The organism is Kitasatospora sp. NPDC008050 (assembly GCF_042957465.1).
GTDB lineage: Bacteria > Actinomycetota > Actinomycetes > Streptomycetales > Streptomycetaceae > Kitasatospora.
Genome location: NZ_JBIBIJ010000011.1, coordinates 151,786 through 166,929, shown reverse-complemented (window position 1 = coordinate 166,929; position 15,144 = coordinate 151,786). Strand labels below are relative to the sequence as shown.

At 69.2% G+C, this 15,144-nt stretch carries 17 protein-coding genes; 13 read left to right on the top strand and 4 right to left on the bottom strand.

All coding sequences use genetic code 11. The annotated features are described in order from the left end of the window. Positions 1-111: 111 nt before the first annotated feature. The 3 genes from ACFZB9_RS22660 to ACFZB9_RS22650 all read left to right on the top strand — a co-directional run bounded on the left by ACFZB9_RS22660 (position 112) and on the right by ACFZB9_RS22650 (position 2,640). Positions 112-1,371 carry a cytochrome P450 gene (locus ACFZB9_RS22660; protein ID WP_391449778.1) on the top strand — a complete coding sequence of 420 codons (1,260 nt, stop codon included), beginning with the start codon at positions 112-114 and terminating at the stop codon, positions 1,369-1,371. An 82-nt stretch (positions 1,372-1,453) separates the two neighbouring features. Continuing rightward, complete coding sequence (locus tag ACFZB9_RS22655; protein WP_391449776.1) at positions 1,454-1,591, top strand: hypothetical protein; 138 nt, start codon at positions 1,454-1,456, stop codon at positions 1,589-1,591. A 128-nt stretch (positions 1,592-1,719) separates the two neighbouring features. Further along, on the top strand, positions 1,720-2,640 hold the full coding sequence (locus ACFZB9_RS22650; protein WP_391449774.1) for a sugar ABC transporter substrate-binding protein: 921 nt from the start codon (positions 1,720-1,722) through the stop codon (positions 2,638-2,640). Here the strand turns inward: ACFZB9_RS22650 and ACFZB9_RS22645 are convergent. From ACFZB9_RS22645 to ACFZB9_RS22635, 3 genes are all read right to left on the bottom strand, one after another. Beyond that, the gene (locus ACFZB9_RS22645) at positions 2,617-4,185 is read right to left on the bottom strand and encodes a flavin-containing monooxygenase (protein WP_391449772.1); all 1,569 of its coding nucleotides are present in this window, start codon (positions 4,183-4,185) and stop codon (positions 2,617-2,619) included. The genes ACFZB9_RS22650 and ACFZB9_RS22645 overlap by 24 nt on opposite strands. 2 nt (positions 4,186-4,187) lie before the next feature. Beyond that, entirely contained in the window at positions 4,188-4,652 is a 465-nt protein-coding gene (locus ACFZB9_RS22640; RefSeq protein ID WP_391449770.1) for a cupin domain-containing protein, read from the bottom strand. Between the two features lie 143 nt (positions 4,653-4,795). Next, entirely contained in the window at positions 4,796-5,569 is a 774-nt protein-coding gene (locus tag ACFZB9_RS22635) for an IclR family transcriptional regulator (protein ID WP_391449768.1), read from the bottom strand. An 81-nt stretch (positions 5,570-5,650) separates the two neighbouring features. Here ACFZB9_RS22635 and ACFZB9_RS22630 point away from each other — a divergent pair, with 81 nt between their 5' ends. The 8 genes from ACFZB9_RS22630 (at position 5,651) to ACFZB9_RS22595 (ending at position 12,188) form a co-directional block, all read left to right on the top strand. Further along, on the top strand, positions 5,651-6,427 hold the full coding sequence (locus tag ACFZB9_RS22630) for an SDR family oxidoreductase (RefSeq protein WP_391449966.1): 777 nt from the start codon (positions 5,651-5,653) through the stop codon (positions 6,425-6,427). Beyond that, entirely contained in the window at positions 6,427-6,978 is a 552-nt protein-coding gene (locus tag ACFZB9_RS22625) for a cupin domain-containing protein (RefSeq protein WP_391449766.1), read from the top strand. Before ACFZB9_RS22630 ends, ACFZB9_RS22625 begins: the two co-directional genes overlap by 1 nt. Continuing rightward, entirely contained in the window at positions 6,975-7,856 is an 882-nt protein-coding gene (locus tag ACFZB9_RS22620; RefSeq protein ID WP_391449764.1) for an alpha/beta fold hydrolase, read from the top strand. Before ACFZB9_RS22625 ends, ACFZB9_RS22620 begins: the two co-directional genes overlap by 4 nt. Beyond that, positions 7,853-8,788 (top strand): 2,3-dihydroxyphenylpropionate 1,2-dioxygenase, encoded by a 936-nt coding sequence (locus ACFZB9_RS22615; protein WP_391449762.1) that lies wholly within the window; start codon positions 7,853-7,855, stop codon positions 8,786-8,788. The genes ACFZB9_RS22620 and ACFZB9_RS22615 overlap by 4 nt, the downstream gene beginning before the upstream one ends. A gap of 1 nt (position 8,789) precedes the next feature. After that, complete coding sequence (locus ACFZB9_RS22610) at positions 8,790-9,602, top strand: 2-keto-4-pentenoate hydratase (RefSeq protein ID WP_391449760.1); 813 nt, start codon at positions 8,790-8,792, stop codon at positions 9,600-9,602. After that, positions 9,599-10,552: an acetaldehyde dehydrogenase (acetylating) gene (locus tag ACFZB9_RS22605; RefSeq protein WP_391449758.1), complete on the top strand. Its 954-nt coding sequence runs from the start codon at positions 9,599-9,601 to the stop codon at positions 10,550-10,552. Before ACFZB9_RS22610 ends, ACFZB9_RS22605 begins: the two co-directional genes overlap by 4 nt. Beyond that, on the top strand, positions 10,549-11,586 hold the full coding sequence (gene dmpG / locus ACFZB9_RS22600; protein WP_391449756.1) for a 4-hydroxy-2-oxovalerate aldolase: 1,038 nt from the start codon (positions 10,549-10,551) through the stop codon (positions 11,584-11,586). Before ACFZB9_RS22605 ends, dmpG begins: the two co-directional genes overlap by 4 nt. A gap of 128 nt (positions 11,587-11,714) precedes the next feature. Beyond that, positions 11,715-12,188: a hypothetical protein gene (locus ACFZB9_RS22595; protein WP_391449754.1), complete on the top strand. Its 474-nt coding sequence runs from the start codon at positions 11,715-11,717 to the stop codon at positions 12,186-12,188. 241 nt (positions 12,189-12,429) lie between these two features. Here ACFZB9_RS22595 and ACFZB9_RS22590 read toward each other — a convergent pair whose 3' ends face one another. Continuing rightward, complete coding sequence (locus tag ACFZB9_RS22590; RefSeq protein ID WP_391449752.1) at positions 12,430-12,903, bottom strand: MarR family winged helix-turn-helix transcriptional regulator; 474 nt, start codon at positions 12,901-12,903, stop codon at positions 12,430-12,432. A 122-nt stretch (positions 12,904-13,025) separates the two neighbouring features. Between ACFZB9_RS22590 and ACFZB9_RS22585 the strand changes: the two genes are divergently transcribed. Both ACFZB9_RS22585 and ACFZB9_RS22580 read left to right on the top strand, forming a co-directional pair. Further along, complete coding sequence (locus ACFZB9_RS22585) at positions 13,026-13,904, top strand: dioxygenase (protein ID WP_391449751.1); 879 nt, start codon at positions 13,026-13,028, stop codon at positions 13,902-13,904. Between the two features lie 80 nt (positions 13,905-13,984). Beyond that, positions 13,985-14,920: an NADP-dependent oxidoreductase gene (locus ACFZB9_RS22580; RefSeq protein WP_391449749.1), complete on the top strand. Its 936-nt coding sequence runs from the start codon at positions 13,985-13,987 to the stop codon at positions 14,918-14,920. Positions 14,921-15,144 lie beyond the last annotated feature (224 nt).

The window sequence follows — 15,144 nt, the reverse complement described above, 5'->3', positions numbered from 1 at the left end:
TCGGGGACGGACCGAGTTCCGCATTGGAAGGTGATCCCGGCGACGCGGGCGGAGCGGATCGAACCGTTCACGGGCTTGTCGACGGTCAGGTCACACTAAATGGAGTTGGTCGTGGCTGTCGAGGTGCACCAGGAAGATGTGGTCCGGCCGACTCCGGAAGACAATACCGCGTCCGGTGCGGCGACCACCGAAGGCATGTATTTCAGCACGTCGCTGAAATGCTGGATCGTCGAAGGGTACGCAGAGGCTGTCGCGGCCATGCGAGAGACCGCGTTGGAGATTCCCAGGCTGGCGCTGCCGACCGAGGGGCTCGGTGAGGGAGAACGAACGGCGCTCCAGGGGCTGTGGGAGCAGGCTCAGCACCTGCCGCTGTATTCGACCGGCAGGGCCCATCAGCGGCTTCGTAGGCACTTGCGCGCCCCGTTCACCCGGGATGCGGTAGTGGACTGGCGCGGCCTGACCCGCGAGATCGCACGAGAACTGATGGAGGAGCGCCTTGCGGTTGGGCGCGTGGAAGTGGTCAGCGAGATCGGGAGCCCGCTGGTGCGGTGGGTGATGGCTGATGTGATCGGTATCCCGGTCTCGAAGCGAGCTGATTTTGAGCGCTGGACGGAGGCGACCACCAGGGTCGGATCGCTTGCGACCCCGCATTGGTCCGGGGACGTGGCCGCTGAGGCGGCCGAAGCCGCCGAGTGCATCCATGAGCTGGTCCGCGATGTGTTGGCCAACCCCAACGAGGTCTGTGCTGGAAGCCTGTTGGGCCGTGCCGCGCACGGACCGGGGCCGGGAGAGCACAGTGGCCTGTCAGTAGCGGAGTTGGCTGCCAACGCTCGGTCGCTCTACACAGCGGGCGTGCAGACCACGATCTTCCTGATCGCGTCTGCGGCGTGTCTGATCTTCAACGATGAGGACCTTGTCCGGCGTGTTCGGGAGGACGCGCGGACCGTGAAGGCCATGGTGCAGGAGACGTTGAGGTTCGCCTGCCCTGCGGTGGAGGTCAATGTCCGACGTGCCGGCCGGGATGTGACCATCGGTGCACATCACATTCTGCGTGGGCAGTTCGTGCGTATCGTGGCACTGCGCGCCAATCGGGATTCCCGCCGGTTCCGTGACCCGGATGTCTTCAACTACCGGCGCGGTGACCGGGGTAAGGCCTTGGCGTTCGGAACAGGGCCACACGTATGCCTTGGTAACCACCTGGCGACGGCGGTGACCGAAGAAATATGCGCTGTGCTCGCCGAACCGCGCTACGACGCCCGCACCATATCCCCTTACCCGCAATTCCGGCGTCGCGCTGCGGCGCCCGTGATGTGGGGTCCCGAGTGGGTACATCTGGGACTTGGCACAGCTCACTCGAAGACCGTCGGATGATTGACCGGTGTGACCATCCGATACGAAACCGAGTGCACACATCAGGACCCTCCTTGGGTCAACTCTGAAGAAAGAAGGAGACATGTCCCCCACTGTCAACATTGTCGACCTGCCCACCAGCGAGGAGTTGCTGGCTGAGGACGAGCACACGTCCCCGAACGCTCAGATCTCCCAGGAGCCGCTTCAGGGCGCTGCCTTCCGCCTGATCAACGCTCAGTAGGCGCCATCCGGCCCAGCTCGGCTGAGCCGCCGGAGGGCCGGCACGCTGTGTCGGTCCTCCGGTCCACAGGCATACTGCAAAAGTCCCTGCCACCACCGGATTTGAGCAGGCGAACAAGAGGTGGATCAGTGCCGGTTCTCTACGTGAGCCCCATCAGGTATGGCGATAACACTTCCATGGACGCCATGTGCCATTCCCTCGACCATACGCTTCGACAAGCCGGCACCGAGCTCCGCGTCGCATACGCGGATTTCCGTGACGAAACATGGCTTGAGAAGACCAACGAGATCATACAGCAGGGCATCGCGGCGAACGTGGACGCGATCGTGTTCTACGTGATTGATCCACGTGAACCGGCCGATGCCGTTGCCGACGCCAGGGAACATGGAATACCTGTCGTCAGTATCGAACGGCCACGCTTCGACGTCGACGCCTCGTTGGTGTACCCGAACTTCAACCAAGGCGTGTACATGGCGGAGTATCTTTCTCGGTTACTGCCACCACATGCTCGCGTAGGAATAGTGGGCGGTCCGGGCACCACCGACGACGAAGAGCTGGTGCTCGGCATAGTCCACGGACTGAGGCGATTCGGGCTGGTCGGCATCAACGATCCGCACGACCCTCGATACAGAAACCTTACGGACGTTCGTGCTGGAGGCAAGGAGAAGACGAGCAACCTCCTCGCTGACTTCGCCGAACTCGACGGACTCGTCCCCTACAACGATGAAACAGCTCTCGGTGCGATCGATGCGCTGAAAGAGTCGGGCCGGCTCGGAGAGGCCAAGATGGTCTCCCGCAACGGTACTCCCAAACTTGTACAGCTGGTCAGGGACGGCGTGCATCACGGAACATGGGATCTGGAGACACTCAGCATAGGCCGAATCACCGGTGAGCTGGTGGTCAGACTTGCCGTCAACAAGGAGAAACTGGACGGCCTGTGCGTCGCAAGCCCTATCGGGCACATGATAACCGCCGAGCGGGCACCCACCTGGGTGCCCTGGGAACAACGAATCGAATACCGCCCGCTACAGCTCTGGCACAACACGTGACCGCGGTCGCCCGTCCGGAAGTTGTTGGGCTGCCAATCGTGGGAGCTTGCGCAGCAGGGCCGGGGTGAGGCGGCGGTAGGCTGCCGGGTTGATCGGGTTGAGCCAGTGCGAGGCGCGCACCAGGACGTTGATGTTGAGACCGAGGTCGCCCAGCACCTCGTCGACGTTGTGCATCGAGAACGGGATGATCTTCGTGCCCTTGCAGTGGTGCCCGTCGGTCGCGGTGTCCAGGAACGCCAACTGGTCGATGACCGCCTGGCGCACGTTCTCCGGACTCGGCAGCGGTATCGCTCGCGCGATCGCCGCCGCGATCCACAGGGCCGCCATCTCCGCGTTGAGCGGGCTGAAGAACGAGGAGTTGTAGCCGTTGAAGTACAGCCCGGGGATGTCCGGGGGCATGATCTGGCGGTAGAGCATGAAGTTCCCGCGCTCGTCCAGCAACCGCCCCTGCAACTCCGGGGAGAGGAACGGCACGGCCTGGGTGAAGCCGGTCGCGCACACGACGAGGTCGGCCGGGAGCGTCGTTCCGTCTGCGAGCTGGGCGAACGGCCTGCCGTTGCGGGCGAGCAGCCGGGTGATCGTCTGGTCCCGGCGCACCCCGATGCGGCCGTCGGCGACCGCTTCGAAGAAGCCTTCGGTCGCGAGCCCGATGGCGCCTCGGACGATGCCCTCCATGCTGCCGCGGGGGACCAGAGCCAGTCGCCGGAGGCCGAACTGACGCACCGAGACGGACCCGATCGAGTCGACCATCCTGCGGCGTAGACCGTTGCCCGGGCCGTGCAGGAACTTCTCGAACCCGCGCAGCCGCAGATAGCGGAAGAGTCCCTCCCCCATACGGGTCAGCAGCAGCATCTTGAAGTTGAGGAAGCCGCCGATCCTGCGCGGCACTTTCCACAGCAGTTGCCGCGCGATCACATCGGTACTCTCGGCCACCTCGCTGATCGCCACCGCGACGTCGCACGCGGACTTTCCGTAGCCGACGACCAGGACGTGCCTGCCCCGGGCCTCCTGGGCATCGTGGAAGTCGGTGGCCGCGCACAACCGCCCGCCCGCCGCGGTGAAGTCCGCCACGCCCGGGTACGAGGGGATGGCCGGTTCGCAGAACACGCCGTTCGCCACGACGAGTTGGTCGAAGTCCTCGGTGGAGTGAGTGCCCGCGCTGTCCGTTGTCTCGATCGTCCAACCGCTGCTGCTACCGCTTGCGACGATGTCGGTACCCGCGTCGGCGCGCGGGCGCGCGGCGGTCACCTCGGTGCTCAGCCGCAGCCTGCGGTCGAGGCCGAACGCCGTGGCGTATGCCGCCAGGTACGCCTGCACCTGCTCGCCGCTGGGCCACTCGGGGCATTCCTTGGGCATCGGGAAGTCGGAGAACGAGTACTGGGCCTTCGGGCTCTGCGTCGTCAGTCCTGGGTAGCGTCGTGTCCGGCTCCACACGCCTCCGACGTCGGGCGTCCGGTCGAACACCTGGATCTCGTGTCCGGCTTGGGTGAGCACTTTCGCGGTGACGAGGCCGGCGATGCCGGCGCCGATGATGGCGATGCGCATGGTCAGCTGACCTCGGGCGGGAGTTGGAGCTCGATGCCGAACTCGGCCATGATCTTCTTCATCAGCGAGATGTCCTTCGGCCCCGGGGGCATGTCCGCCAGCGCCTGGTAGTACTTCTCCAGGCCGGCGGGCGAGACGACCGATATGACGCGCGACTCCTCGCCGTACGGGTTGCGGAACGCGTGCACCACGTCGCGGGGCAGGAAGAGGTAGTCGCCGTGCTCCAGCACGAACTCCTCGTCGCCGAGGCGGACATCGAGCCGCCCGGCCAGGCAGATGAAGGATTCGTCCTCGCGGGTGTGCAGGTGCGGAGGTGGGCCGTCGACCCGGGCCGGAATCGTGTACTCGAACATCGAGTAGGCGTCATGGGTGGACGTGCCGTCCGTCTTCATCGTGATGCCGAGCCCGATCGCTGCGATCGCGTGTCCCTCACGCGAGGGCAGCAGGTAGCCACCACCGAGAGTCATCGTCGTCTCCTCAGGTCACCGCACCGACAAGTCGTTGTCGGTATGCCGGAGATCACAGCATTCGGTGTCGCGAGCGCGCGGCGCAAGCAGATGTCCCGCTCAGTGGGACTGTGCGTGTCCGGTGCGCCTTGGAGCGACCGCTCTCAGCGACGCTGCGAGTAGGCCCTGGAGGCGGCCGCTGCGGCGAGCCGGACCGCGGGCCCGATCCGGTCCGCGCGCACCAGGCTGGTGGGGCCGGTCACCGACAGGGCCGCCACCACCTCGCCGAGCGGTCCGAAGACCGGGGCGCCCACGCAGCTCACTCCGATGTTGCCCTCCTCGCGTTCGATCGCCCAGCCCCGGGACGGGATCGCGGTCAGTTCGCGCAGGATCGCGACCGGGCTGGTGAGGGTGCGCGGCGTCCTGGCGGGCAGGTCCGCGGCGAGGACCGCCTCGATGGTCGCGGTGTCGCTGTAGGCGAGGATCGCACGGCCCAGGGCCGAGCAGTAGGCCGGGACCCTGCCGCCGACTTGGGAGAGCATCGGCATGGGCCGGTGCCCGGTGATCTTCTCGACGACCAGGACCTGTGTTCCGTCGAGGACGCCGAGTTGCACCGTCGTCTTTGCCGCGTTGTACAGGTCGTGCAGGAACGGCAGGACGGACTCGCGCAGTTCGTGCCGGATCGGCGCCAGGCCGGAGAGCTCGAACAGGCGGTTGCCGACGCGGTAGCGGCCCTGGGGCTTGTCCAGCCAGCCGAGGCGGATCATCCGCTCGGCGGTGCGGTGCGTGGTCGAGCGCGGCAGGCCGCACCGGGACACCAGGGCCGCGAGGGTCAACTCCCGGTGTTCGGCGTCGAAAGCGCCCAGGATGGCCGCCGCGCGGTCCAGCCCGCCGAGGCTGCCCTTGTCGCGGCTGGTGTCCCGCTCAGCGGGACTCATCGTTGGCTCCGGGGTCCATAGGGGCCAGGCTAGACCCGTCGCGGACCACCACGCGAGGCCCGGAACCATACGGAGGCAGACATCAGCAAGCGAACCGCTCTCGTCGGCGGCGGCAGTGCGGGCATCGGCTACGCCGCGGCCGAGCACCTGGCGCGCTCGGGACACCGGGTGATCGTCACCGGTCGCCGGGCCGAACCGCTCCAAGAAGCCGCGTCCGCACTGCGGGAAAGCACCGGATCCGTGGTCGAGGCGCTGGTCAACGACGTGTCAGATCCGGACGGCGCCGCGGCAGCGGTCACCTGGGTCGAGGAGCGACACGGCGCGCTCGACGTCCTGGTGCTCAATGCGGGCGGACCGCCGCCCGGCCGGATCCTGGACGTCGGCGACGACCAGTGGCAGCAGGCGTACGAACTTCTGCTCCTCGGACCCCTGCGGCTGGCACGACTGGTGCTGCCCCGGATGGCCGCGCAGGGCTTCGGCCGCGTCCTGTTCGTGACCTCCTCGGCCGTGCGCCAGCCACAGCCCGACCTCGCGACCTCCGTCGTCCTCAGATCCGCGGTCACCGCGGCGGCCAAGCTTCTCTCACGGGAGTTCGCGGCCCAGGGCGTGACGGTCAACTGTGTGGCACCCGGTGCGACCGCCACCGAGCGCCGCAGGCAGGTCCTGGACAACCGCGCCCGGCTGGACGGCAGGAGCTACGCCGAGTTGGACGCCGCGGATGCCGCGGCCGTTCCGGCCGGCCGGGCCGGGCGTCCCGAGGAGATCGCGGCCGTGGTGGCGTTCCTGGCCTCCGAAGCCGCAGGCTACGTCAACGGCACAGTGTTCACGGTAGACGGCGGACGAACGGAGACCATCTGATGGCGCAATCCGGACAAGACTTCTCCATGGCCGAGTTCCTCGGCGCGATATCCGAGACCGTGCGGCCGAGCAGCGCACGCCCGATCGTCGTGACAGCCGCAGAGTTGGAGACCCTCCCGGCAGGGCAGGTGCACAACCCGACCACGTTGTCCATCGCGGGCAAACTGCCAACTGCTACGTTCGAGATCTTCCGGCAGACGATCCCGCCGGGCCTCAGCTCCGACATGCAGCGCCACCACCACGAGACCGTCCACTTCGTCATCTCGGGCGAGGGCCACAGCGAGGTCGAGGACGAGACCTGTTCCTGGTCCGCCGGCGACTTCGTCTACACCCCGCCGTGGACCTGGCACCGCCACTACAACGACTCCCCCGAGCACCCGGTGGAGTTCCTGACCATCGAGAACTCGCGCCTGCTCGGCCTGTTGGGGGTCGGCCGTCGCCAGAGCGCCGGCCTGGTGACCATCAAGGAGGCCCGTGACCGCTTCCGTGAGGACACCCGGCAGGACCACCCGCGGCCCCAGGGGCCGACCGCTGAGGAGAACACGCCATGAGCGATCTGCCGGCGCACATCAGCGTCTGGGGCGAGCTCGCGGACGTCGAGCACGAACTGCGCCACGTCGACGTCGGCGGGGTCCGCACCCGCGTCCTGCGGGCCGGGTCGTCCGGCCCGGACCTGGTCCTGCTGCACGGCACCGGCGGGCACCTCGAGGCCTATGCCCGCGATGTCGCCGCTCTGGCCGAGGACTTCCGCGTCACCGCCTACGACATGGTCGGCCACGGCTGGTCCGACCTGCCCGACCGGCCCTACACCACCGACGTGCTGTCCGACCACCTGGTCGGGCTGATGGACGCCCTGGACATCGACGCCGCGCACCTGTCGGGCGAGTCACTCGGCGGCTGGGTGGCCGCCTGGACGGCGGCACACCACCAGGACCGGGTGAACCGGCTGGTGCTCAACACCCCGGGGAACATCGCCAACAAGCCCGAGGTCATGGTGCGGCTGCGTGAGAGCACCATGGCCGCCGTCCTGGACCCCAGCGACGACGTGGTGCGCCGCCGCGTCGAATTCCTGTTCCACCACAAGGAGATGGTGACCGACGAACTGGTCGCCCTGCGCCGCGCGGTCTACAGCCGCCCCGGCTTCGTCCAGGCCATCACCAACACACTCGTCCTGCAGGATCCCGAGGTCCGCAAGGACTTCGCCTGGGATCCGGCCTGGGTCGCCAGGATCGCCGCGCCCACGCTGCTGCTGTGGACCGATCACGACCCGACCGGCGGGCTCGACGAGGCCGCGCTGCTCCTGACCTGGCTGCCCCGTGCCCACCTGCACGTGATCGAGGACGCCGGCCACTGGCCGCAGTGGGAGAAGCCCGAGGAGTACCTGCGCGTCCACCGGGACTTCCTGCTCAGCGAGGCGGGACCGGCATGAGCGAGATCATCGGCCTGGTCGGCATGTCCCACTCCCCGTTCGCCACCATGACGCCGCCACACGGGCCCGAGGAACCGGGCGGCCGGTTCATGGCCGACGCCGCCAAGGTCGCCCGGGCCGTCTCCCGGCTGGCTCCGGACGCCGTCGTCGTCATCGGCCCCGACCACTTCCACGCGAACTTCTACGACGCGATGCCGCCGTTCGTCCTCGGCGTCGAACGGGCGGCCGGCTTCGGTGACTTCGGCAGCAGATCCGGTCCGCTGCCGGTCGCCACGGAGCTGGCCTGGTCGGTCCGCGACGCACTCGCCCAGGCCGGATTCGACCTGTCGCTCTCCTACGCGCTGACCGCCGACCACGGCCTGGTGCAGAGCTACGACATGGTCTGCGGCACGGCGGGTATCCCGCTCGTGCCACTGATCGTCAACACCGCCGCACCGCCACTGCCGAGCATGGAGCGCTGCGTCCACCTGGGCAAGGCCCTCGGCGAAGCCCTGCGCGCCTCGCAGTTCGCCGGGCGGGTCCTGGTCATCGCCAGCGGCGGACTGTCGCACTGGCTGCCCCCGAACGATCCGCGTGACCCCTCGGTGCCCGACGAACGGCGCACCGCGGTGATCCACGGGCGCAAGGACCCACACGCCTACGACGCGGTGCGCGTGCCCAGGATCCGCGCGATGGGCGGCGACCCCAACGCCCACGTCAACCTCCGCTGGGACACCTGGTTCCTCAAGCAGCTCGGCACCGCCGACCCGGGACCGATCGTCGCACTGGGCGACCCCGGTCTCGAAGAACAGGCAGGCAGCGGCGGACACGAGATCAGGACCTGGCTGATCGCACTGGCCGCCGTAGCCCGGCCACTGGTCTGGACCAGCTATGAGCCGGTGCCGGAATGGATCACCGGCATGGGCATCGGCACGACCTTCGAGGTGAACTGACATGTCGCCGGCTTCCAGAACACTCCGCCCGGGCACCGCCGAGGCGCTGCGGCAGCTCACCGAAGCCCGGGCCCGGCACCGACCCCACCCTCCGGTGCGCGACCTGCTGCCCGCCGGCGACATCGACGCGGCCTACGCGGTCCAGGCGGCGTGGGTCGAGCAGTGCGAGGCAGCCGGAGCCCGGGTCGTCGGCCGCAAGATCGGTCTGACCAACCCGGCGGTGCGCGCCCAACTGGGCGTTGACCAGCCCGACTTCGGCGTGCTCCTGGACAGCATGGAAAGCCCGGACGGCGGGTCCGTCGACATCGCCCGCACGCTGCAGCCCAGGATCGAGGCCGAGATCGCCTTCGTCCTGGCGCGGGACCTGTCCGGCGCGACCATCGGGGAGGCCGAGGTCGCCGCCGCCACCGCGTTCGTCGTGGCGGCGCTGGAGATCGTCGACAGCCGGGTCGCCGACTGGGACATCGACATCGTGGACACCGTGGCGGACAACGCCTCCTCGGGGCTGTTCGTCCTCGGCGCGCACGGCCAGGAACTCGGCACCCTCGACCTGGCCGACTGCGCCATGACGATGTGGCACGGGCGACAGGTCGTCTCGAACGGGACAGGCGCGGCCTGCCTGGGCAACCCCCTGACCGCCGTCGCCTGGCTGGCCAGGACCGCACGCCACTACGGCCGGCCGCTGCGAGCTGGGGAGATCGTGCTCTCCGGCGCGCTGGGCCCGATGGTGCCCGTCGCTCCCGGCGACGGCTTCCGCGCCGAGATCAGCGGCATCGGCAAGGTCAGCACGACATTCACGGAGGCACCGCAATGAACCCGACCGCGCAGACCAGGGCCAAGGCCGCCGTGATCGGCTCGGGCAACATCGGCACCGACCTGATGATCAAAATACTGCGGCTGAGCGAGCACCTGGAGGTCGCGGCGCTGGTCGGCATCGACCCCGAGTCCGACGGCCTGGCCCGGGCCGGACGGCTCGGCGTGCCGACGACCGCGGCCGGCGTCGCGGGGCTCATCGCCATGCCAGGCTTCGACGACATCCACGTCGTCTTCGACGCCACCTCGGCCAAGGCCCACCAGGCCAACGCCCGCGCCCTCGCACCGCACGCCAAGCGGCTGATCGACCTCACCCCGGCAGCACTGGGCCCGTTCGTCGTCCCGGCGGTGAACCTGGAAGACCACCTGGACGCTCCGGACGTCAACATGGTCACCTGCGGCGGCCAGGCCACGATCCCGGTGGTTGCGGCGATCGCACAGGTGGCACCCGTGCCGTACGCGGAGATCGTCGCCTCGATCGCCTCACGATCCGCCGGGCCCGGCACCCGCGCCAACATCGACGAGTTCACCCAGACCACGGCCGCCGCGATCGAATCGGTCGGCGGCGCGCGCCGCGGCAAAGCGATCATCGTGCTCAACCCCGCCGAGCCACCGCTGATCATGCGCGACACGGTCCTGTGCCTCGTCGACGCCCCCGATCCGGGCGTCCGCGACCGGATCGCCACGTCGGTCGAGCACATGGTCGCGCAAGTCGCGACCTACGTCCCCGGCTACCGACTCAACCAGCCGGTACAGATCACACCCGTCACCGACCATCCGCACACCCTCATCGGCGGGACCCCGGCAACTCATCAGGTCACCGTCCTGCTCGAAGTGGAAGGCGCAGGCCACTACCTCCCGCCCTACGCGGGCAACCTCGACATCATGACCTCGGCGGCCCTGCGCGTCGGCGAACGGATCGCCGCACGCCTGTTGGAGGCGAAGGAATGACCAGGCGGCTCTTCATCCAGGACGTCACCCTGCGGGACGGCATGCACGCCGTCCGCCACCGCCTGCGGCCCGGGACCGCTGCCCGGATCGCGGCCGCACTCGACGCGGCGGGCGTCGACGCCATCGAGGTCGCGCACGGTGACGGGCTCGCCGGCACAAGCCTCACCTACGGCCCCGGAAGCAACACCGACTGGGAGTGGATCGAGGCCGTCGCCGCGAGCCTCACCCATGCCCGGCTGACCACACTCCTGCTGCCCGGCATCGGCACCGTCAAGGAACTCAGGCACGCGTTCCGGCTGGGCGTGCGCTCGGTGCGAATCGCCACCCACTGCACGGAGGCGGACGTCGCCGCGCAGCACATCGCCACCGCGCGCGAACTGGGCATGGACGTGTCGGGGTTCCTGATGATGAGCCACCTGGCCCCGGCCCCCGAACTCGCGCGACAGGCCGCACTGATGCAGTCCTACGGAGCGCACTGCGTCTACGTCACCGACTCGGCCGGCCACCTCACCATGAACGGAGTGCGTGAGCGGGTCCGCGCCTACCGCGAAGTCCTCGACCCCGCCACCGAGATCGGCATCCACGCACACGAGAACCTGTCCCTGTCGGTCGCCAACTCGCTCACCGCAGCGGAGGCCGGAGCCACGCGCATCGACGCCTCACTGGCCGGACACGGCGCGGGGGCGGGCAACTGCCCCATCGAAGCCTTCGTCGCCGTCGCAACACTCGAAGGCTGGGAACACGGCTGCGACCTGCACGCCCTCCAGGACGCCGCCGACGACCTCGTCCGTCCCCTGCACGACCGGCCGGTCAGGGTCGATCGCGAAACGCTGACACTCGGCTACGCCGGGGTCTACTCCAGCTTCCTGCGGCACGCCGAGACCCTGTCCCGCACCCACGGTGTCAACGCCCGCACCCTCCTGCTGGAAGCCGGCCGGCGCGGCCTCGTGGGGGGCCAGGAGGACATGCTCGTCGACATCGCCCTCGGGCAGCCGCCCCGGCACCCCGACCCCCAGCTCACCGAGTGGCCCTGACCGGGACCATCCAGCGACGAGGTCAGGTGCTGTCGTTGCCTGGATGGTTCGGTTCAGTCGATCGGTGCGCTCGGAAACTGCCGATTGTTCCTCGGCCGGGCCGGCAGGAAGCTCGTGTCGTCCACGTAGTGCCAGAGGAGAGGCCCGACGAGGAGGGACGCCTCGGCCGGATCTTCCGGACGGCGTCGCTGATGGTGAACTGGTTTCCGGTGCACCAGGGGCCGCGTGACACCGAACGGCTCTCGCCGCACTCCCACGAGGACTTCGAGCAGATGTCGGTGACCCTCGTGGGGAACCACGTCCATCACCTCAGGGTCCCGTGGACCCCCCGGATGAGTGAGTGGCGCGACGATGAGCACGTCCGGGTCGGCAGTCCGTCGATGACACTGATCCCGCCGACCGTCGTGCACACCACCCGGGCGGTGGGCGCAGGCCCGCACACGCTCATCGACGTGTTCGCCCCACCGCGCGAGGACTTCCTCGCGAAGGGTTGGGGGCTCGAACCCCTCGGTGACTACCTGCGCTGCGGCAATGACGAGGTTCGTCTCGTGGTCCAGGCGGAGAGCGTCGCAGCTCTCGGGGAGAGGAGATCACGTCCGTAGGCGTTGCCGTTGGGGGCCCGCACGATGGTGTGGACGTGGAAGCACCAACGCGTGTGCACCCTGGCGCAGCATCGTGGTGTCGGCCCCCAGGACGAGGAAGTCGTACCCACGGCGATCCAGCAATTGCGAGGCGTTGCCCGAGGCCGTGGTCCAGCACTACCGGCTCCACCACGGCGGTCACGGAGTCCCGGGGCCGGCTGTGGAGTGAGATCGTCCGGGAGCAGCCCGCCCCGGACGGCACTCAGCCTCCTTCGAGTTCCCGGCGCACGGTGGCGGCGATGCGGGTGAGGGCGGCCTCGAGGTGGCGGCGTTGAGCGGCACTGAGCGGATCGAACACGAGTCGCTTCACCTGCGCGACGTGTTCCGGTGCGCTCTCGACGAGCTTCTGCCGGCCGGCGTCGGTCAGGGTGGCGAGGGTGTACCGACCGTTGGTGGGGTCGGGTCGGCGGGCGACCCAGTCGCGTGATTCGAAGCGGTCCATCACCTTCGACAGGCGGGGCTGGGTGCTGTCGCAGTCCCGGGCCAGGTCGCTGAGCCGCATCGTGGCCTCGTCGGCCATGGACAGCCGGGCCAGCACGCCGTACTCGAAGTTGGAGATGCCTGCGTCTCGCTGCAGTTGGCGGTCGAGGGCCGCCGGGAGGGCGATGACGACCGTGAGGAGCGCCTGCCACAGGTCCTGCTGGTCGTCGTCGAGCCAGGGTGACTGAGTGTCCATGAGCCCCATCATACTTGCCCGGGCAACTCGCATCACTTGCCCAGGCAACTCTCAATGAGCTACTTTTGACTTGCCTGGGCAAGTCAAAATACGTGCCTCGGTAAGTGAAGGAGCTGATTTCGATGACCACCACGAGCAGCCTGACTGCACTGTCGAGGTCGCACACACCAGCCGCGGCCTACGACGACCTTCTTGCCCGGGTCCTGCCACAGGCGCGCGAGCAGCGGGTGTGGAGTCCCTCCGACGGGCCGCTGCCCAGTCTTTTCGTCAGCCACGGGGCCCCGTTCACCCTCGACGATCCGCAGTGGATCGGCGAACTCTTCGACTGGGCCCGGTCGATGCCCAAACCCCGGGCCATCGTCGTCATCTCGGCCCACTGGGAACGGGCACCGGTCGCGATCTCCGCAGCCGCGGCCGGCACCCCGCTCCACTACGACTTCAGCGGCTTCCACCCCCGCTACAAGACCCTTCCCTACGCGACCCCGGACGCGACCGACCTGGCCCGGCGACTCACGGGCCTGCTGGGCCGGACGCCGGTGCACGAGTTCGCCGACCGCGGACTCGACCACGGCGCCTTCATCCCGCTCATGGCCATGTACCCCGCAGCCGACGTCCCGGTCGTGCAGCTGTCGATGCCAAGCCTCGATCCCAGCGCCCTACTTGAGCTCGGGGCACGCCTGCGGCCCCTGCGCGGAGAAGGCATCCTGGTTCTCGGCTCGGGCTTCATGACGCACAGCTTCGCCGTCTTCCACCGGCCGGAACTCGCCGCGCACACCGCGGCGTTCGACGAATGGGCCGTTGACACCCTCGCCCGGGGCGACGCCGACGCCCTCGCCGACTACCGCACCAAGGCACCCGGCGCCGCGGTCGCCCACCCGACGGCCGACCACTTCGTCCCGCTGCTGCTCAGCGTCGGCGCCGCGGATGACCCCGCCAGTGCTGTGAGCGCCATCGACCGCATGGTGCTGGGCAACTCCACCCGCTCGGTGCAGCTGACCTGAGCGCCTCGACGTGCTCCCCCTTCCCGTCCGATCGCCTCATCCCTTGGCGACGACGTCAATACACCCTGGAGGAAAGTGCCATGAAGGCAATGCGTTTCCACGAGTTCGGCAGCAGCGAGGTCCTGCGCTACGAGGACGTCGAGCGTCCGGTCCCCGGTACCGGGCAGGTGTTGGTGCGGGTGGCGGCCACCTCGTTCAACCCGGTCGACGATCACATCCGCGCCGGTGCCCTGGCCCAGCTGCTCCCGATCACTCTCCCGTACGTGCCGGGGATCGACCTGGCCGGCACCGTCGCTGAACTCGGCGCGCAGGTCACGGGCCTGGCGGTCGGTGACCGGGTCGTGGCGATGCTGCCCCTCGACTCCGCCGGCGGCGCCGCCGAGTACGTGCTCGTCCCGGCCGAGTCCCTGGCCTCGGCACCCCGGACGACCGAGCTGGTCGACGCCGCGGCGCTGCCGCTGACCGGCCTGGCGGCCTGGCAGACGGCGTTCGAGCTCGCCGAGCTGAAGCCCGGTCAGACCGTCCTGGTCAACGGGGCGGGGGGCGCGGTGGGCAGCCTCGTGGTGCAGCTCGCAGTCGACGCGGGAGCGCACGTGACCGCGGTGGACGCGCCGCAGCACGCCGACCGCCTTCGGGGCTACGGCGCGGACCGGGTCGTCGGCCCCCTCGACCTCGCCTCGGGCCCGGCCGCCGTGGGCGGTCCGTTCCAGGTCGTGGTGAACCATGTGCGCGTCTCCCCGGAGGAGCTCTCGCAGCTGACGAACTACATCGCCGACGGCGGGGTCGCCGCCAGCACAGCCGGCCCGATTCCCGAGGACCCCGCCCGGGGGGTGCGCAGCGCGAGCCTGTGGGTCCGCAGCGACGGAGCCCAACTGGCCGAGCTGGTCGCCAAGGTGGATGCCGGCAAGCTCCGGGTCCACGTCGCCGCCCACCGCCCGGTGGCCGAGCTGGCCGCCGTGCACGAGGACGCCGGCGCCGGGCGGCTGCCCGGCAAAACGGTCGTGATCGCTCCCTGACCACACCCTGACCGCACCAGGCCGGGCCGCCCACCGTTCGCACTCCCGCCGGTGGGCGGCCCGCAGGCTCGACGGCCGCCGCACCAGCGACCCGCCGGCACCGGCCAGGCCGTGCGGCAGGCCCTGCGGTCGAGCCCCGGCGCTGCCGGTCACACATGTTGCCCGGGACGCCGAAGCGTCCCGGGCAACATCGTCTTCGCCCGGGCTCCGGCCAGGCCCGGCTG